Genomic DNA, 13,693 nt, shown 5'->3' with positions numbered 1-13,693 from the left:
GTTAGCTCCTCCCGGAAAGCAGGTCCGGTTCACTTGCTGATCGCAACCCAGGTCATTCCAATGTCCATAAAATGGATAGCAGTCTTAGCCTATTGTAAAAAATGCGCCTTGGACAGCGTAAGCGGGATGAGGTATTTTTTCCAAACACACTCTTACCAGCATTGGTGAGTGTGCGAAGGGTTCTTCAGTTGGCCGCAAAGTCAGCAAATACGCAGCCGGGTCATGATGCACCGGAGCATTATGCCGGCGTGTTGCGCCGTTATTTTTTGAAGCGCGCCCATCCATCCGAAGTCGACGATCTGGTCCAAATCGTGATGATGCGCATGCATTCGCGCCAAAGCGAAACTCCCATAGAGAATGTCGGCGGCTATATCTTCACTGTCGCCGCTAATGTCTTGCGCGAAAGCCGGAGCGGAGCGGCCTCCAGGACCATCCATGTCGAACTTGAACCCGCCGACCTGATCGATACGATCACGCCCGAGCGACTGGTCATGGGGCGGCGTGATGTTGATCTGATTGTGGAGGCCATTGAACAGCTTCCGGAGCGGACACGCCGAATTTTTGTATCCCACAGATTCGAAGACCGGACCTATGCTGCGCTGGCTCGGGAACATGGCATTTCCGTAAGCGCGATTGAAAAGCATATTGCCCAGGCCCTTAGGGCGCTGTCACAAGTTCTGGGACGCACACGATGACCTTGTCTGAACCGCAGATTGAAACGATAGACGAAGCCGCCTCGGATTGGATGGCCCGCCTGCGCGCAGGCGGGCCAGATGATGCGACGCGTCAGGAATTGGCGCAATGGCTGGAGGCTGACAGTCGACATGGCGAAAGGCTGGCCCATTATGAAAGCCTGTGGCTCTCGCTGGAAAGCGTTCGGGGCGATCCCAGGATTCTGGCCCTGCGCGAAGCGAATTCTGTCCCGGCCTATCCGCGGCACCGAGCCATGGCTGCGGCTGCGGCTCTTGTGCTTATGGTCGGCGGAGTTGGCGCATGGCTCAGCGGGTTGTGGCTTCACGGAACCACCGCCCCGACGGCGGTCGTTTCCAGACTGGCGACAGGCGTGGGACAGGTCACACGCATACCGCTTCAGGACGGATCAACGCTGGTTCTGGATACGGATTCGGCCGTGGAAACCCAATTCATGCCGGGCCAAAGGCGGATCAGAATTCTTCGTGGTCAGGCATTCTTTCGTGTAGCCCATGATCGCAGCAGGCCCTTTATTGTCTTTACCGACAAAATGGCGGTTACGGCCACGGGCACGGAGTTCATGGTCTCCCTTTCCTCCGAAAAGGAAACCGTCCGCATGGTCGAAGGTAGCGTGATCGCAACCCCGATTGATCCACAATCGGCCATTCGGGTCCCCTTGACGGGGCGGCGCAGCCTTGAAGTTGCGCCTGGTGGGCGATGGACGGTCAACAGCTCAGGCAATGACCGTGACCTTGACTGGATCACCGGCACTCTGACGTTTCGGAATGCGCGACTGGCCGACATTGCGGCTCAAATGAACCGCTATTCGTCCCGCAAGATTACCTTTTCAGATCCGCGTCTGGCCGAAAACCGCCTGAATGCCGTGCTGAAGGCGGGCGATGTCGACACTTTCCTTACCAACGTGCAAGACCTGAACATCGCCAAGGTCAAGTCTCGCAAGGATAATCTGGTCATTCTGGAAAGCCCGTAAATTATTTTTGCCGATCAGGATGAGGGGTCGGCCCTACATCCACTCTTATGGAATATAACATAGCAATCCAAGGAGAGGATGATGAGATACTTTGACCGCCACGCTTTGTTGGCAGGTGCAGCCATAGCCGCATGCATGGCTTCTCCTGCCTTGGCGCAGGCAAGCAGCATCTCGATACCGGGCCAGCCTCTGGTCAGCGCACTGGAGCAATTAGCGCGTCACGGGCAAACTCAGATCCTGTCGACGCCCGCCCTGGTTGCCGGAAAGCGCAGTCATGCTGTCCAGGGGGGGCAGAGCATTGAAAGCGCCTTGCGCGAAATGCTGATTGGGACCGGCCTGTCTTACCGCGTTTCGGGCGCCGGTTTCATCATCACCGCCGCGCAGGCGGCTCCGGCCAGTGCCGCTCCTGCCCGCGCTACTACAGCCGCTACCTCCACGCCCACCCTCGCTGCCGCCCCTGAAGGCGGGCAGCCCGAGGTGACTGTGGCCGACATTGTGGTGACAGGTTCACGCGTGGTGCGCAGCGGTTACGACGCACCGACGCCGACCACCATTATGGGCGCCTCCGCCATGGAGCAGCGCGGATCAGTCACCATAGCCGATGCCCTCAATGATGTCCCGGCCTTCACCCCCACCACCAGCACAGGTACGGCAGGCGCACGCCCCTTTGCCCCCGGCGCCAATTACGCCAACCTGCGCTCCTTGGGGCCGACACGCACGCTGGTTTTGGTCGATGGTCATCGTTTCGCTCCTACAGTTCCTTCCTTCAGCACGGTCGGCGCCAATCAGGTCGATCTCAACCTGATCCCGCCGATCATGCTGGAACGCGCCGAAGTGGTGACGGGCGGCGCTTCGGCCCAATGGGGTTCCGATGCGGTTGCCGGGGTGGTCAATCTTATCCTCAACAATAAGTTCAAGGGCTTCAAAGCCGATCTTGAGAAAGGCGTTTCGCAACAGGGCGATAACGCCGAAACCCGCCTTGCCGCGATGCTTGGCAAGGGTTTTGCCGGAGGGCGCGGCCATGTGGTGATCGCCGGGGAATATTATCACAATGGCGGGGTGGGTGATATCTATACCCGTCCATGGGGCGCCAATGACGCCCAGATCGTCTCCAATCCCAGCGGTCTGCCCAAAACGATCATCACCAATGGCGCGCGGCTGTCCACCATGACCACAGGAGGGCTGATCACCTCGGGTCCGCTGAAAGGCACCATGTTCGGGCCGGGCGGTACGACATCCCAGTTCAATTACGGGACTTCGGCGGGCAGCCTCCTGATGATCGGTGGCGGTGTGCCGGGCGAAAGTCTGGCAGCGGGGCTGATGCTGGTGCCTCGATTGGAACGATACAGCACGTTCGGGCACATGGACTTCGAGGTCAACGACAAGCTCTCGCTGTTCGCAGAAGGCTCCTACGGCGTCAATAAGTCGCAATCTTTCGGCATCCAGCCGCGCGATACCGGCACAATCACCATCCAGACCAGCAACCCCTTCCTTCCCGCCTCGGTTCTGGCGCAGGCAACGGCAGCGGGTGTGACATCCTTCTCAATGGGCCGCATAAGCGATGACATCGGCCATATTGACGCGCGCGTCAAAAACGAAAATCTGCGCATGGCGATTGGCGCCAAAGGCAAGTTCGGCGACAGCTGGAGCTGGGACACCTATTACCAGCTTGGCGTGAATGATTATCGTCAGGATCTTTTGGGCCAACGCATCAACGCCAATTTCACGCTGGCGGTTGACGCAGTCCGCAATGCGGCAGGCAATATCGTTTGCCGATCCACTCTGACCAATCCGGGCAACGGTTGTGTGCCGATCAACCTGTTTGGTCAAGGCTCGCCTTCACAGGCCGCAATCGGCTATGTCACCGGCAACGGCCTGACCAACACACATTACCGCCAACAAGTGATGGCCGCCAACCTGCGCGGGGAACCGTTCAGCACATGGGCAGGGCCGGTGTCGATTGCTCTGGGCATGGAAAACCGCCGTGAGCGTCAAAACACAACAGCGGACGCGATTTCTTTGGCCGACGGTTTCAACCAGCAAAACCCCAAAGCGCTGGCTGGCGGGTTTCACGTCACCGAGGGCTATCTCGAAACAGTCGTACCACTGGCCACCGACGCGTCCTGGGCCAAGCACCTCGATCTCAATGGTGCGGTGCGTTACGCCAATTACAGCACGGTAGGCGGTGTCGTGACGTGGAAAGGCGGGCTAAGCTGGACCGTCAACAAATGGCTGCTGCTGCGCGGGACAAGGTCACGCGACATTCGCGCTCCCAATATCTTTGAACTTTATGCCGCGCCATCACCCTCGCCCGCCAATGTGATCGATCCAGTGACGAACACGCAGGTGGCGATCCGCCAGTTTCTGATCGGCAACCCCAATCTGCGGCAGGAAACGGCCAATACGCTTTCCTTCGGCATCGGCCTCAAGCCGGTGCGCGGGTTTGAAATATCGGTCGATTATTTCAAGATCGACATTCGGGACGCAATCCTCTCGCTTCAGGGCGCATCGACGATCAATGCGTGCCAGACGACCGGAGATCCGTTCTTCTGCAACAACATCATCCGTAACTCGGCAGGCGCGATCACCAGAATCAACGCCCCTTATGTCAATCTCGGCAGCCTTGGCACCGAGGGTATCGATGTCGAGGCCAGCTACCGCTTCCCGCTTTTCAAGGGGCAGGTGAGTCTGCGCGGGATCGGAACATATACGTTGCACGCCACGTCCAACAATGGCTTTGGCACGGTCGATCGCGTGGGCGAGGTCGGCACCAACAACAATGGCGTCAACCCCACCCCCACGTTTCGCGGATCGTTCACAACGGCCTATCAGGTTGGCTCCTTCAACGGTTCGGTACAATTGAACTATATCGCCAAGGGTAAATTCGACGCGACCTTTGTCGACGGTGTCGATATTGCCAGAAATGAAATTCCCGATCGCCTCTACACGAACCTCAATCTGTCCTACACGGTCGATGGCGGGCGGTTCCAACTCTATGGTGCGGTGTCCAATCTGTTCAATGTGTCGCCGCCCAATGTGCCTTCGACAACGTTCTTTTTGCCTACCAACCCGGCATTCTACGACACGATCGGGCGGAATTTTCGCATGGGCGTGCGGCTGAAACTCTGAAAGGAAGATATTCCGTGAGCAAATTGAACGTTACACGCAGGAATGTCGTCAGCGCCGGCGGGGTTGGGGCTCTTGCCCTGACCACCGGCATCGCGCGGGCGGCCGGACAGTCCGGTCGCAAGCCGAACATCATCTACATCATGGCCGATGATCTGGGTTATGCCGATGTGTCATGCTATGGAAGGCGCGATTTCGACACGCCGCATATCGACAGTCTGGCCCGCAGCGGCATGCGCCTGATGCAGGCCTATGCCAACTCAGCCGTCTGTTCCTCGACCCGCACGGCGCTGATTACCGGCCGTTATCAATACCGGCTGCCGATTGGACTGGAGGAACCGCTGGCCGGAGAACGCTCGCCCCACGTCGGCCTGCCTCCCGACCATCCCACCCTGCCCTCACTGCTGCGCAAGGCCGGTTATGGCACCGCGCTGGTGGGCAAGTGGCATCTGGGCGAATTGCCCGATTATGGGCCGCTCAAGAGCGGATATGACCACTTCTGGGGCTTCCGGGGCGGGGCGCTCGACTATTTCTCGCATCGCGGCACCGGCAATTCCGAGGATCTTTGGGATGATGACAATCCGATCCATCCTGCCGGATACCTGACAGAATTGCTGGGCGCGCAGGCCTGCAAAGTCGTCGAACATTATGCTAAGGAGGCAAGGCCCTTTTTCCTGAGCCTGCATTTCAACGCCCCGCACTGGCCATGGGAAGGACCCGAAGACGAGACAGAATCCAAACGCATTGCCGGAACGCCCTTGCGCGCCTTCGACGCCGGTTCACAAAAGACCTATGCGCAGATGGTGCAGGCCATGGACCGCGAGGTGGGCCGGGTTCTCGCCACAATCGACAGGCTGGGCTTGGGCAGCAACACGATTGTTGTTTTCACCAGCGACAATGGCGGCGAACGCTTTGCCGATACATGGCCTTTCAGCGGTCAGAAGACAGAATTGCTGGAAGGCGGCATACGCGTCCCGGCCATCATCCGCTGGCCCGGTGTAACCGCACCAGGCAGCGTCAGCCAACAGATGACCATCACGATGGACTGGGTGCCCACCTTGCTGGCAGCAGCGGGGACCGCGCCGGACACGGCCTATCCTTCCGACGGCATCGACCTGACGCCCCATTTGCGGGGCGCCTCGGCAAAAGTGCGTAAATTATACTGGCGTTACAAGGCCAATCGGCAGCGCGCAATGCGGGACGGCGATTTCAAATATCTGCGCATTCTCGACAACAGCTTTCTGTTCAATGTCGTTGATGATCCGCTTGAGCGCGCCAATCTGAAGGATCGGCAAAGGGATGTGTTCTTGCGCCTTGAGGCAGAATGGAAGGCATGGAATGCCCAGATGCTTCCGGAAATCGACGCCAGTTTTACCGAAGGCGTGACGGGCAAGGTTCAGGCCGACCATATCGGCGCTCAGCCCTCGGATCGAAAGGCGGATCCGGGCAATTGAGCGCCCGCACCCAACATTGCCGTCGCCTGCGCTTGGCGGCGGCAATGGAACTTGGTTTAACTAAATGCCGAAGCCAGGCAATGCTGAATGGTTTTTGGTTCTTTTAGGGTATACCTTTAAGAGACCTTGCATTATCTGGTCTCTTATGTACGCCAAATTAGCTTAAAAAAGACTGGCTATAAGGAGACTACTCAAATAAGACCGTCGCATGTTTGTCCGTGCCTATCTCCGAGCTTCGACCGCTGAACAGGACGCCGCGCGAGCGAGGACGGCTCTCGACGCCTTTGCGGCAGAGCGCGGTTTGCGGATCGCCGCGCGGTATTTAGAAAACGAGAGCGGGGCGAAGCTGCATCGGCCCGAGCTGTTTCGACTGCTAGTTGATTGTGAACCGGGAGATGTGCTCCTGGTGGAGCAGGTCGATCGGCTTTCGCGCCTTACCTCTTCTGATTGGACAAAGCTGCGAGCTGAGATCGACGCGAAGCAAGTGCGGATCGTTGCGCTCGATCTTCCAACGTCGTGGAGCTTGGCGACGCCAGGCGATGAGTTCACGGCGCGGATGCTGGCAGCCGTCAATGGCATGATGCTTGATGTGTTGGCCGCCGTGGCGCGTAAGGATTATGAAGATCGCCGCCGACGCCAATCGGAGGGCACGGCCCGCGCAAAGGTTGCTGGCCTCTACAAAGGGCGCCCGGAAAACAAAGCGCGCAATTCTGCGATTGCCAAGATGTTGGGCGATGGGCGGACGTGGCGGGAGGTAATGGCCGCCACGGGTTGTAGCCGGAACTTGCTGGCCCGCATCGCGCGGGAGCAGCGGGCGGCTCGCGAAGTTGCAGAACGTCTGCAGGACTGACTTCACCGTTCACTGGCAGATAGGGCGGCGACCGGGCATGTCGCGATTTCACGCGGTCCCATTGCGGGGCTACATTCGCCACGCTGGGCGGTCTTTGGTTCAGATTGTGCCGTCTCCCCTGCCCTACCCTCGGCTATGCGGCTTGATGTGAGTTTCAACGCGCTGTTCTCTTATTGGTTGGCGTTGGGCTCGCTGCCACCTGCCCTTGAGTCATTCCTGTCACGATGTTCTTGTGTTGTTGCCGTCGACGCACTTGGCCCCCTGCCCCACCTCCTGCGCGTTCGGGCTTTGCCCCAAGCAGATAATCGGCGCTTTGCGCCTACGGTTTCCGCCAGCGGACCCTCCGTTTTTCAGCTTGCCCGCTGTGGGCCAGGAGGCCGGGTATTGTGCGTCAGCAACGACACATAAGGAACATCGCCATGAAGAACATTTCCGAGTTTCGCATCATTGGCCGTGTCGGCCGCATCGAAATCCTGGATAAGGTCGCTTACCTTAACGTAGCGGCAAACTATGGCCGCAAGGTGGATGGGGAATGGTGCGATGACACGCATTGGAACCGCGTCACCCTTTTTGGCCAGTGCATCGAGCGCGCCCAGAAGATGGAGACGGGAGATCTGATCCATGTGACCGGTCGGGTCCGCCAGACGAAGTATGATCGTGACGGGGAGACGGTCTATGGTGTCGATCTGATCTGCGATGGTCTGGCGGTCCTCGCGTCACGCTCCGGCTCGACTGACGATCGGTCTAGCGGCTAGGCTTTGTTCGGGGCGGGCCTCCCGCCCCCTCTGCCTTACCACGCAATTCAAAGGGATTTCTAAAAGGATTGCGATTGCCAAGCCCATGCGATTGGCAATCGCAATGGCAAGGCAATGTATAGCGCTAGGCAGTCGATAGGCGATGGACATGCCTTGCGAAAGGCATTAGCAAGGCGTGCGATAGTCGAATCAATATCCGATGGATATCGAGAGGCTTGCATAACGAAATCCAGTCGGCGGAGCGGTAAGAATGGCGGTTATCTCTATAGGCAATCCCAAGGGAGGGGCTGGCAAAACGACCCTCGCGCTGGTCCTTGCCGACACCCTGGCGACTAGCGGAGCAAGCGTCAGCGTGATCGATGCGGACCCCAACGCAATCATCGAGAAATGGGCGACCAAGCGCCGCAATGCCGGCAGGCCGTTGCCTTATCGTGTCATCCCGCGACCGACTGAATCGGAAATGATTGGCACCATCGACCGCATTTCCAAAGAAGACCAGTTTGTCATCATCGACCTGGAAGGTTCGGCCTCGCGCATGACCTCGCGCGCACTGGCGCGCTCGCACATGGTGCTGGTGCCGTTCAATCTGTCGCCGATCGATGCAGAACTGGCAGCTCAGGCCGTCAAGGCCATCCAGGAGGAGGAGGAGGCCCTTGAGCGCCGCATTCCATTCCGGCTCGTGAGAAGCCGCACCAACGCGGCGATTGAGACCAAGACGGCGAAGCGTATCGTCGATGCCATCCGCGCGGCAGAGTTGCCGCTGCTCGAAACAGCCTTGGTCGAGCGGGCTGCCTATCGTGACATTTACGAGTTTGGTTTGCTGTTGTCGGAACTGGACAATGCCACAACATCGGGCGTTCGGAATGCGATCACCAACGCTGCCGAGCTGGCCCAATCTGTGGTTGAGGCCATGCGAGAGGAGTATCCCCAATGACGAACTTTGGTTTTGGTAAAGGGGCCGCAAAGCCCGCCGCAGAAAGCGCGGCACCTGCCAAGTTGGATCTGGGCGGGTTGCCGACTGGACCGATCGAAAATGATCGTATGCGCGAACGTGAAGCGATGGACCGCGCTGAGGCGGTGGGCTTCACGGATCGGGGGCAGGGCAGGGGGATAGTTCGCCGCAAGCGCGTCGCTCAGCCCACGGCAACGGTTTATGTGAAGGGGCCGGAAGAGCTGATCGAGTGGTTCATTCACTACACCGAGAGCAAAGGGCATTCGGCATATTGGAAGGCGATCGCGGATTTTCGAGCGATGGTCGAGGGGTGATAGAAGGTTGCTCTTCGGAGCTTTGTCACGCCGGGGCAGGTCGATGGTCTTGGAGATCTGAAAGGGGGTAATCGCGTGGAGTGCATTTTCTCCGCCGTGGGGCACTGGGTCTACGACTTTCAGACGTTGATTACCGGGCTCCTCGCTGTGGGTGCAGCGTTCTACGCGGCTCGGTTTGCGCAAAGGCAGGTTAATGCGGCGATGCTGCAGATCGAAGTGGCGCGTGAGCAGATCGCAGCGGTCAAGGAGCAGGCGGATTTTGAGCGGGCGGCGCGGTTACGTGGAGTTCGCGCGTCGCTGCCGACGACGCTGAGTTCGATTTGCGAGTTCGCCCAACAAGCTGGCGAAGCGCTGCATGCAGCGTGGCCATCGGCGGCGAAGGTCTACCCTGAGGACCACAATCCAAATTTTACTCAACGCATAATAGCCGATGTACCGACGTTCCCTTATGAGCTTCTGGATTCGCTTGAGAGAATTGTCGAACTGACCGATGCAGAGGACGTGGCTGAGCGCATCGAGAGCATCCTTCGGGAGGCCCAAGTTTTTTCCGCCCGCACACGACCTTTAGTCGCGGGGGCTGAAATCAGCACAGATCTCCTGGCTATCCATATTATTCAGGCTGCAGCCCTGTATGCCCGTGCGGAATCGCTACTCACATACGCGCGGCGTAAGACGCCGGGCGTGAATTCGGCAAACCTGTGGGACCGCGTGTTTGCTGCTTTGACGATAATGAGGATTTACGAGCCCGCTATCATCGAAGAAGCAAAAAAACAACGTGACCGAGGGTTCCCTCCCGGGGAAGCCGATAGTATCGAGCCTGAGTGAGTTTCTAGCGCGTGGCGTACTCGTCTATCGGCGTCAGATGGCCGAATGGTTGGAGCCCCGGCCAGTAACTGCCAAGCAGCTTGAGTGATTGCTTCATAGACCGGTGCTTAGACAAAAACTAGGTCGCCATACTGATCGTTGCCATCATGCTGGCATGGACAACGTAATGAGGCAATTTGCAACGGCTTTAGCCCCATGCTGTGAAATTGCCCTTGCAATTAGCTTCGCTTCGCCCTTGTCCATCGCGGGAATCTTTACCCTGTCGAGCGCCGTAAGAAGAGGTGTTCGCCCGGCATCCATAGCCGCAAGTTCGGCCGCCTTCGCCGCTGCTTCGAGCTTGGCAAGTTCCTGCCTTAGCCTCTCACGCTGAGCATTGATCGCTTCGAGATCGGTAGCTTCAGCTTTCCTGCGGGCCATGGTCATTCTCCAATTGTGTGGGGATATGGTCGATGAAGAATGCGGCATCGAACGCATAATGGCCAGATGTCTGAGGCTTTGCCTTCAGCGCCTGACCGCACGATTAGCACGCATTAAGGACTTTCCGCGCAGGACCTCGCCGCAATTCGACGAGGCGTTGTCCGGCGGTGCTCCAAACCTCCTCTTCCTCCACGTCGTTGCTAGTTTGCGATTGAGTGGAGTCCCTTGTTTTGATAAGAGTGGTGCAGATTTGAGGTATGGCAGGATATGTCGATTGGCACCAATGTATTACATTGGTTCAATCGGCGCCGCTGCACGGGGCTGTTGAGATGATGGTAAGCCTGCGCCTGAAGGATGAGCTGATCGCCGAGATTGATCGGGTGGCGTCGGCGCATGGGCAGACACGGAGCGCCTGGATCGCCAGCACGTTGGCGCGTTCCGTATTGGAGCCTGCGAATGACAGCCTGCCGATCCTTGACCAACGGGGCAGGGGCCATCCCGACGATCAAGTCCGCGTGACTGTTCGTCTTCATCGCAGTGAAGTGGATGCGATTGATGAGGTTGGCGCGCCCATGGGGCTGTCGCGGAATGAGTGGATCAAGCGTGCCTTGCGGTGGCAACTTTGGGATCGAGCGGGCGCGTTGCGCCTGGCGCCTGTCAGCCAAGCGGAGCTGGGGAAATTGCGCAAGCAGGTGCTCGCCATTGGCCGGAACATCAACCAGGCTGTCCACGCCATGAACGCGGCCAATCAGCCGGGGAGTACGCTTGAGGTTGCGCGTATTGCGACGCCATTCCTCGAAGCCTGCGGAGATCTGAAGGCGCTGCTGATGGAAACGCGGCGGGCTATCTCATCCTATGTTGGTGGTGAAGTCGGGTATTGGGTCGACGCATTTCGGGATCGCCCGCGATGAGTTTTCGCCTTTCATCTGGTACGCTCGACTCCATGGCAGGGGTGTTTGCTCCCCCCAAGCGCTATCGGTTTGGGACTGGGGGAGGGAAGGGCAAGCGCGCCCAATCGGGCGGACCCATTGTATCCGTCATGGCAGCAGTGGTGGCGCCGAGGTCGGCACCTGTTGCCGCCAGTCTTCGACCCGCCCGGCAGATAAAACACGCATTTGGTGGGGGCTCTCACGCTGCCGTCAGCGGGCGCGCCATCGCGGCGATGGAGCGAACGGCGCGGCGCGTGCCGGAGGTGATGGTGCGGGCGACGGGCCGTCAGCATGGCGGCGGCCATGTCCTCGCAAACTTCTCCTATATCAGCCGTCTGGGCCATGGAGAGGACAAGCAGGTCGCTCTTTATACGAGTGACGAGGAGATGCTGCATGATGCCCGTGACATGCAGATCCTCGCGCAGGACTGGCAGGAATGGGAGATGGGTGGCGATGCCCGCCGCAACGGTGCGACCTCCATTTCGATGATCCTCTCGATGCCTGCGGGGACTGTTCCTGAGCGTTTGCGTGATGCTGCGTTGGATTTCGCCCGTGAAGAGTTTGCCAATCGTTCGTGGGTGGCAGCGCTTCATGTCGATCGCGATCATCCTCACGTCCACCTCACCATCGCGCGGCGCGACCATGACGGCCGGCGCTTCCACCCGAACCGGGATGACTTCTTCCGCTATCGGCAGCGCTTTGCGGAAAAACTGCGTGACCGTGGCATTGAGGCGAATGCCACGCCGGCACGGGCAAGGGGGATCGATCCCAGGCATGAGCCGATCGCGGCGCGGAAGGTGCGCGAGAAGGGCGAGGTTCCCCGCGTCGATAAGAGCCGCGCCGAGCGCGCGCAGCGGCTGCGCGAAAGTGGAGTTGGCGATCCTGTCGATGCCGTGCTGGCGGCCCAGCAGGCTATCGTGCGTCGGGCCTATGAGCGTTCGATCGAGGAGCTGTCGGCATCCTCGTCGCTGGCCGATCAGGTGATTGCGCGAAGTCTGGAAAAGTTTGTCGCGACGATGCCTGTCCCCGAGGCGAATTCGGCGCGTGCCACGCGGGTCAGGGATGTGTCAGCAGATCCGCATGAGCGACCGTTGGCGTCGTCAAAGTCCGGTTCCGATGTTGATACGCTCGACCCGCTATCTGCGGCGCTGGCGCGTTCGCGTGATATGCGGGAGGGTATCAGATCGAAGGCAGCACCGGCTTCAACAGATGACCTGAACCCGGTGGAGCGCCAGAGTCGCACCGGTCCCGATCTAGAGAGATTGCGGGCCTTGCTGGACCAGGCCAACCAGTCCCACGATCAGGGGGCCAGCAAACCGGCAGAGGAAACGCTCCGGCGGGTGCAGGAGCGTGACAGGGAACAGCGTGAGCGTGACCGTTCACGCAACCGGGATGGGCCAGAACGATGACCGACGATCCATCGCATGTCGCCTTGGCGGCCATTCTGGATTCCCTGACCCTGATGCAAGGGCAGCTTGATGGTCTTGCCAAGAGCAGCGCCAGGATCGAGCAATCCCACGCTGAAATCCTCCATCGGCTCGATAGCATTGACGCAGGTCAGGCGGGTTTGACGGATCTGGTGCCCATCCTTGAAACGATCCTGGCGCGCATGATCGATGATCGGGCGATCCAGCGCGATGGGATCGAGCGGGTCGCGCAGGTGGCAGCGTTTGCCCATGCCGCAGCGATGGGGAATGGCGCCCCGTTGCCGACGGATGTTGCCGATGACCCGCTCCTTGAGCGCTTCCTGGTCAGCCAGCCCGCCGATCAGGTGACGCCAGACAGAGCTTTGATCGTTTGGCGTGAAACCGTGGCCAGCGCGGGTACGGCCGAACTGGTGACGATCCTGGCAAGCCAGTATCAACCATCTCCTACCGATACACCCGAAACTCGCGTCTTGAGATACCGCCTCGCGGCCATCACACGGGCAGAGTTGATGCAGCGCGGCGCAGATTTGCCGCCCGCGCCGAGCCGTACAATTGCAGAGGATCGATCGCCTGGGGTTCGCGCGCGCCGCGCCGGGGAGTTGGCGAACCTTTGGCGCGCTGGAGCCGGGCCTGCATTGTTTGCCGAAGCCGAGCTGGCGGGGGCGGTTGATTTGTTCACTCAGGCACAGGCGGGCGAGGAGGGTGAGGTGCTGCGGGCTAGGTTAGCCGCGTTGCATAGCCAGATCGGCGCCGTCATCGAGGCGGGGGAAACTATCCCGCGCTTTGGCGTCGAGCGTGAGAGGGGAGACAGGGGCGTGGATTTCGATGTCGGGAAGACGCACTAGGCAAAGCGAATGTTGATGCGGGCTATGACGTACTCTCGATGTGACGGGGGCAGTATGAGCAAGGTGTAGCACCATCATCGCGCCAGCCAGCCACCATCAGTTACCGTCCCGCGCTGCG

13 protein-coding genes are annotated in these 13,693 nt (G+C 59.5%); 12 read left to right on the top strand and 1 reads right to left on the bottom strand.

What is annotated here, in order from left to right:
- Nucleotides 1-188 precede the first annotated feature (188 nt).
- From FHW92_RS23790 to FHW92_RS23750, 9 genes are all read left to right on the top strand, one after another.
- Complete coding sequence (locus FHW92_RS23790) at nucleotides 189-695, top strand: sigma-70 family RNA polymerase sigma factor (protein WP_246870400.1); 507 nt, start codon at nucleotides 189-191, stop codon at nucleotides 693-695.
- The gene (locus tag FHW92_RS23785) at nucleotides 692-1,681 is read left to right on the top strand and encodes a FecR domain-containing protein (RefSeq protein ID WP_168605781.1); all 990 of its coding nucleotides are present in this window, start codon (nucleotides 692-694) and stop codon (nucleotides 1,679-1,681) included. The genes FHW92_RS23790 and FHW92_RS23785 overlap by 4 nt, the downstream gene beginning before the upstream one ends.
- A gap of 135 nt (nucleotides 1,682-1,816) precedes the next feature.
- Entirely contained in the window at nucleotides 1,817-4,810 is a 2,994-nt protein-coding gene (locus tag FHW92_RS23780; RefSeq protein ID WP_168605780.1) for a TonB-dependent receptor, read from the top strand.
- A gap of 14 nt (nucleotides 4,811-4,824) precedes the next feature.
- On the top strand, nucleotides 4,825-6,261 hold the full coding sequence (locus FHW92_RS23775; protein ID WP_168605779.1) for a sulfatase-like hydrolase/transferase: 1,437 nt from the start codon (nucleotides 4,825-4,827) through the stop codon (nucleotides 6,259-6,261).
- Between the two features lie 208 nt (nucleotides 6,262-6,469).
- Nucleotides 6,470-7,111, top strand: coding sequence for a recombinase family protein (locus FHW92_RS23770; protein ID WP_168605778.1), 642 nt, complete (start codon nucleotides 6,470-6,472; stop codon nucleotides 7,109-7,111).
- 419 nt (nucleotides 7,112-7,530) lie between these two features.
- Nucleotides 7,531-7,866 (top strand): single-stranded DNA-binding protein, encoded by a 336-nt coding sequence (locus FHW92_RS23765; RefSeq protein WP_168605777.1) that lies wholly within the window; start codon nucleotides 7,531-7,533, stop codon nucleotides 7,864-7,866.
- A gap of 250 nt (nucleotides 7,867-8,116) precedes the next feature.
- Nucleotides 8,117-8,800, top strand: a complete 684-nt coding sequence (locus FHW92_RS23760; RefSeq protein WP_168605776.1) for a ParA family protein — start codon at nucleotides 8,117-8,119, stop codon at nucleotides 8,798-8,800.
- Nucleotides 8,797-9,132 carry a hypothetical protein gene (locus tag FHW92_RS23755; RefSeq protein ID WP_168605775.1) on the top strand — a complete coding sequence of 112 codons (336 nt, stop codon included), beginning with the start codon at nucleotides 8,797-8,799 and terminating at the stop codon, nucleotides 9,130-9,132. The genes FHW92_RS23760 and FHW92_RS23755 overlap by 4 nt, the downstream gene beginning before the upstream one ends.
- A 75-nt stretch (nucleotides 9,133-9,207) precedes the next feature.
- Complete coding sequence (locus tag FHW92_RS23750; protein WP_168605774.1) at nucleotides 9,208-9,957, top strand: hypothetical protein; 750 nt, start codon at nucleotides 9,208-9,210, stop codon at nucleotides 9,955-9,957.
- Nucleotides 9,958-10,101: 144 nt separating this feature from the next.
- Here FHW92_RS23750 and FHW92_RS23745 read toward each other — a convergent pair whose 3' ends face one another.
- Nucleotides 10,102-10,380, bottom strand: coding sequence for a hypothetical protein (locus tag FHW92_RS23745; protein WP_246870399.1), 279 nt, complete (start codon nucleotides 10,378-10,380; stop codon nucleotides 10,102-10,104).
- 323 nt (nucleotides 10,381-10,703) lie between these two features.
- Between FHW92_RS23745 and FHW92_RS23740 the strand changes: the two genes are divergently transcribed.
- The 3 genes from FHW92_RS23740 (at nucleotide 10,704) to FHW92_RS23730 (ending at nucleotide 13,575) form a co-directional block, all read left to right on the top strand.
- Complete coding sequence (locus FHW92_RS23740) at nucleotides 10,704-11,285, top strand: hypothetical protein (protein ID WP_168605773.1); 582 nt, start codon at nucleotides 10,704-10,706, stop codon at nucleotides 11,283-11,285.
- Between the two features lie 128 nt (nucleotides 11,286-11,413).
- Nucleotides 11,414-12,712, top strand: coding sequence for a relaxase/mobilization nuclease domain-containing protein (locus tag FHW92_RS23735; protein WP_246870398.1), 1,299 nt, complete (start codon nucleotides 11,414-11,416; stop codon nucleotides 12,710-12,712).
- Nucleotides 12,709-13,575: a hypothetical protein gene (locus FHW92_RS23730; protein ID WP_168605771.1), complete on the top strand. Its 867-nt coding sequence runs from the start codon at nucleotides 12,709-12,711 to the stop codon at nucleotides 13,573-13,575. The genes FHW92_RS23735 and FHW92_RS23730 overlap by 4 nt, the downstream gene beginning before the upstream one ends.
- Nucleotides 13,576-13,693 lie beyond the last annotated feature (118 nt).

It is taken from the genome of Novosphingobium sp. SG707 (assembly GCF_012275515.1).
In the GTDB taxonomy this organism is placed as follows: domain Bacteria; phylum Pseudomonadota; class Alphaproteobacteria; order Sphingomonadales; family Sphingomonadaceae; genus Novosphingobium.
This window is presented reverse-complemented; position numbering and strand designations above follow the sequence as displayed.

Excerpts from the sequence above, each read along its gene's own strand:
- FHW92_RS23785 (WP_168605781.1), top strand. The coding sequence starts at position 692 with ATGACCTTGTCTGAACCGCAGATTGAAACGATAGACGAAGCCGCCTCG.
- FHW92_RS23780 (WP_168605780.1), top strand. The coding sequence starts at position 1,817 with ATGGCTTCTCCTGCCTTGGCGCAGGCAAGCAGCATCTCGATACCGGGC.
- FHW92_RS23770 (WP_168605778.1), top strand. The coding sequence starts at position 6,470 with ATGTTTGTCCGTGCCTATCTCCGAGCTTCGACCGCTGAACAGGACGCC.
- FHW92_RS23765 (WP_168605777.1), top strand. The coding sequence starts at position 7,531 with ATGAAGAACATTTCCGAGTTTCGCATCATTGGCCGTGTCGGCCGCATC.
- FHW92_RS23760 (WP_168605776.1), top strand. The coding sequence starts at position 8,117 with ATGGCGGTTATCTCTATAGGCAATCCCAAGGGAGGGGCTGGCAAAACG.
- FHW92_RS23755 (WP_168605775.1), top strand. The coding sequence starts at position 8,797 with ATGACGAACTTTGGTTTTGGTAAAGGGGCCGCAAAGCCCGCCGCAGAA.
- FHW92_RS23745 (WP_246870399.1), bottom strand. The coding sequence starts at position 10,380 with ATGACCATGGCCCGCAGGAAAGCTGAAGCTACCGATCTCGAAGCGATC.
- FHW92_RS23740 (WP_168605773.1), top strand. The coding sequence starts at position 10,704 with ATGATGGTAAGCCTGCGCCTGAAGGATGAGCTGATCGCCGAGATTGAT.
- FHW92_RS23735 (WP_246870398.1), top strand. The coding sequence starts at position 11,414 with ATGGCAGCAGTGGTGGCGCCGAGGTCGGCACCTGTTGCCGCCAGTCTT.
- FHW92_RS23730 (WP_168605771.1), top strand. The coding sequence starts at position 12,709 with ATGACCGACGATCCATCGCATGTCGCCTTGGCGGCCATTCTGGATTCC.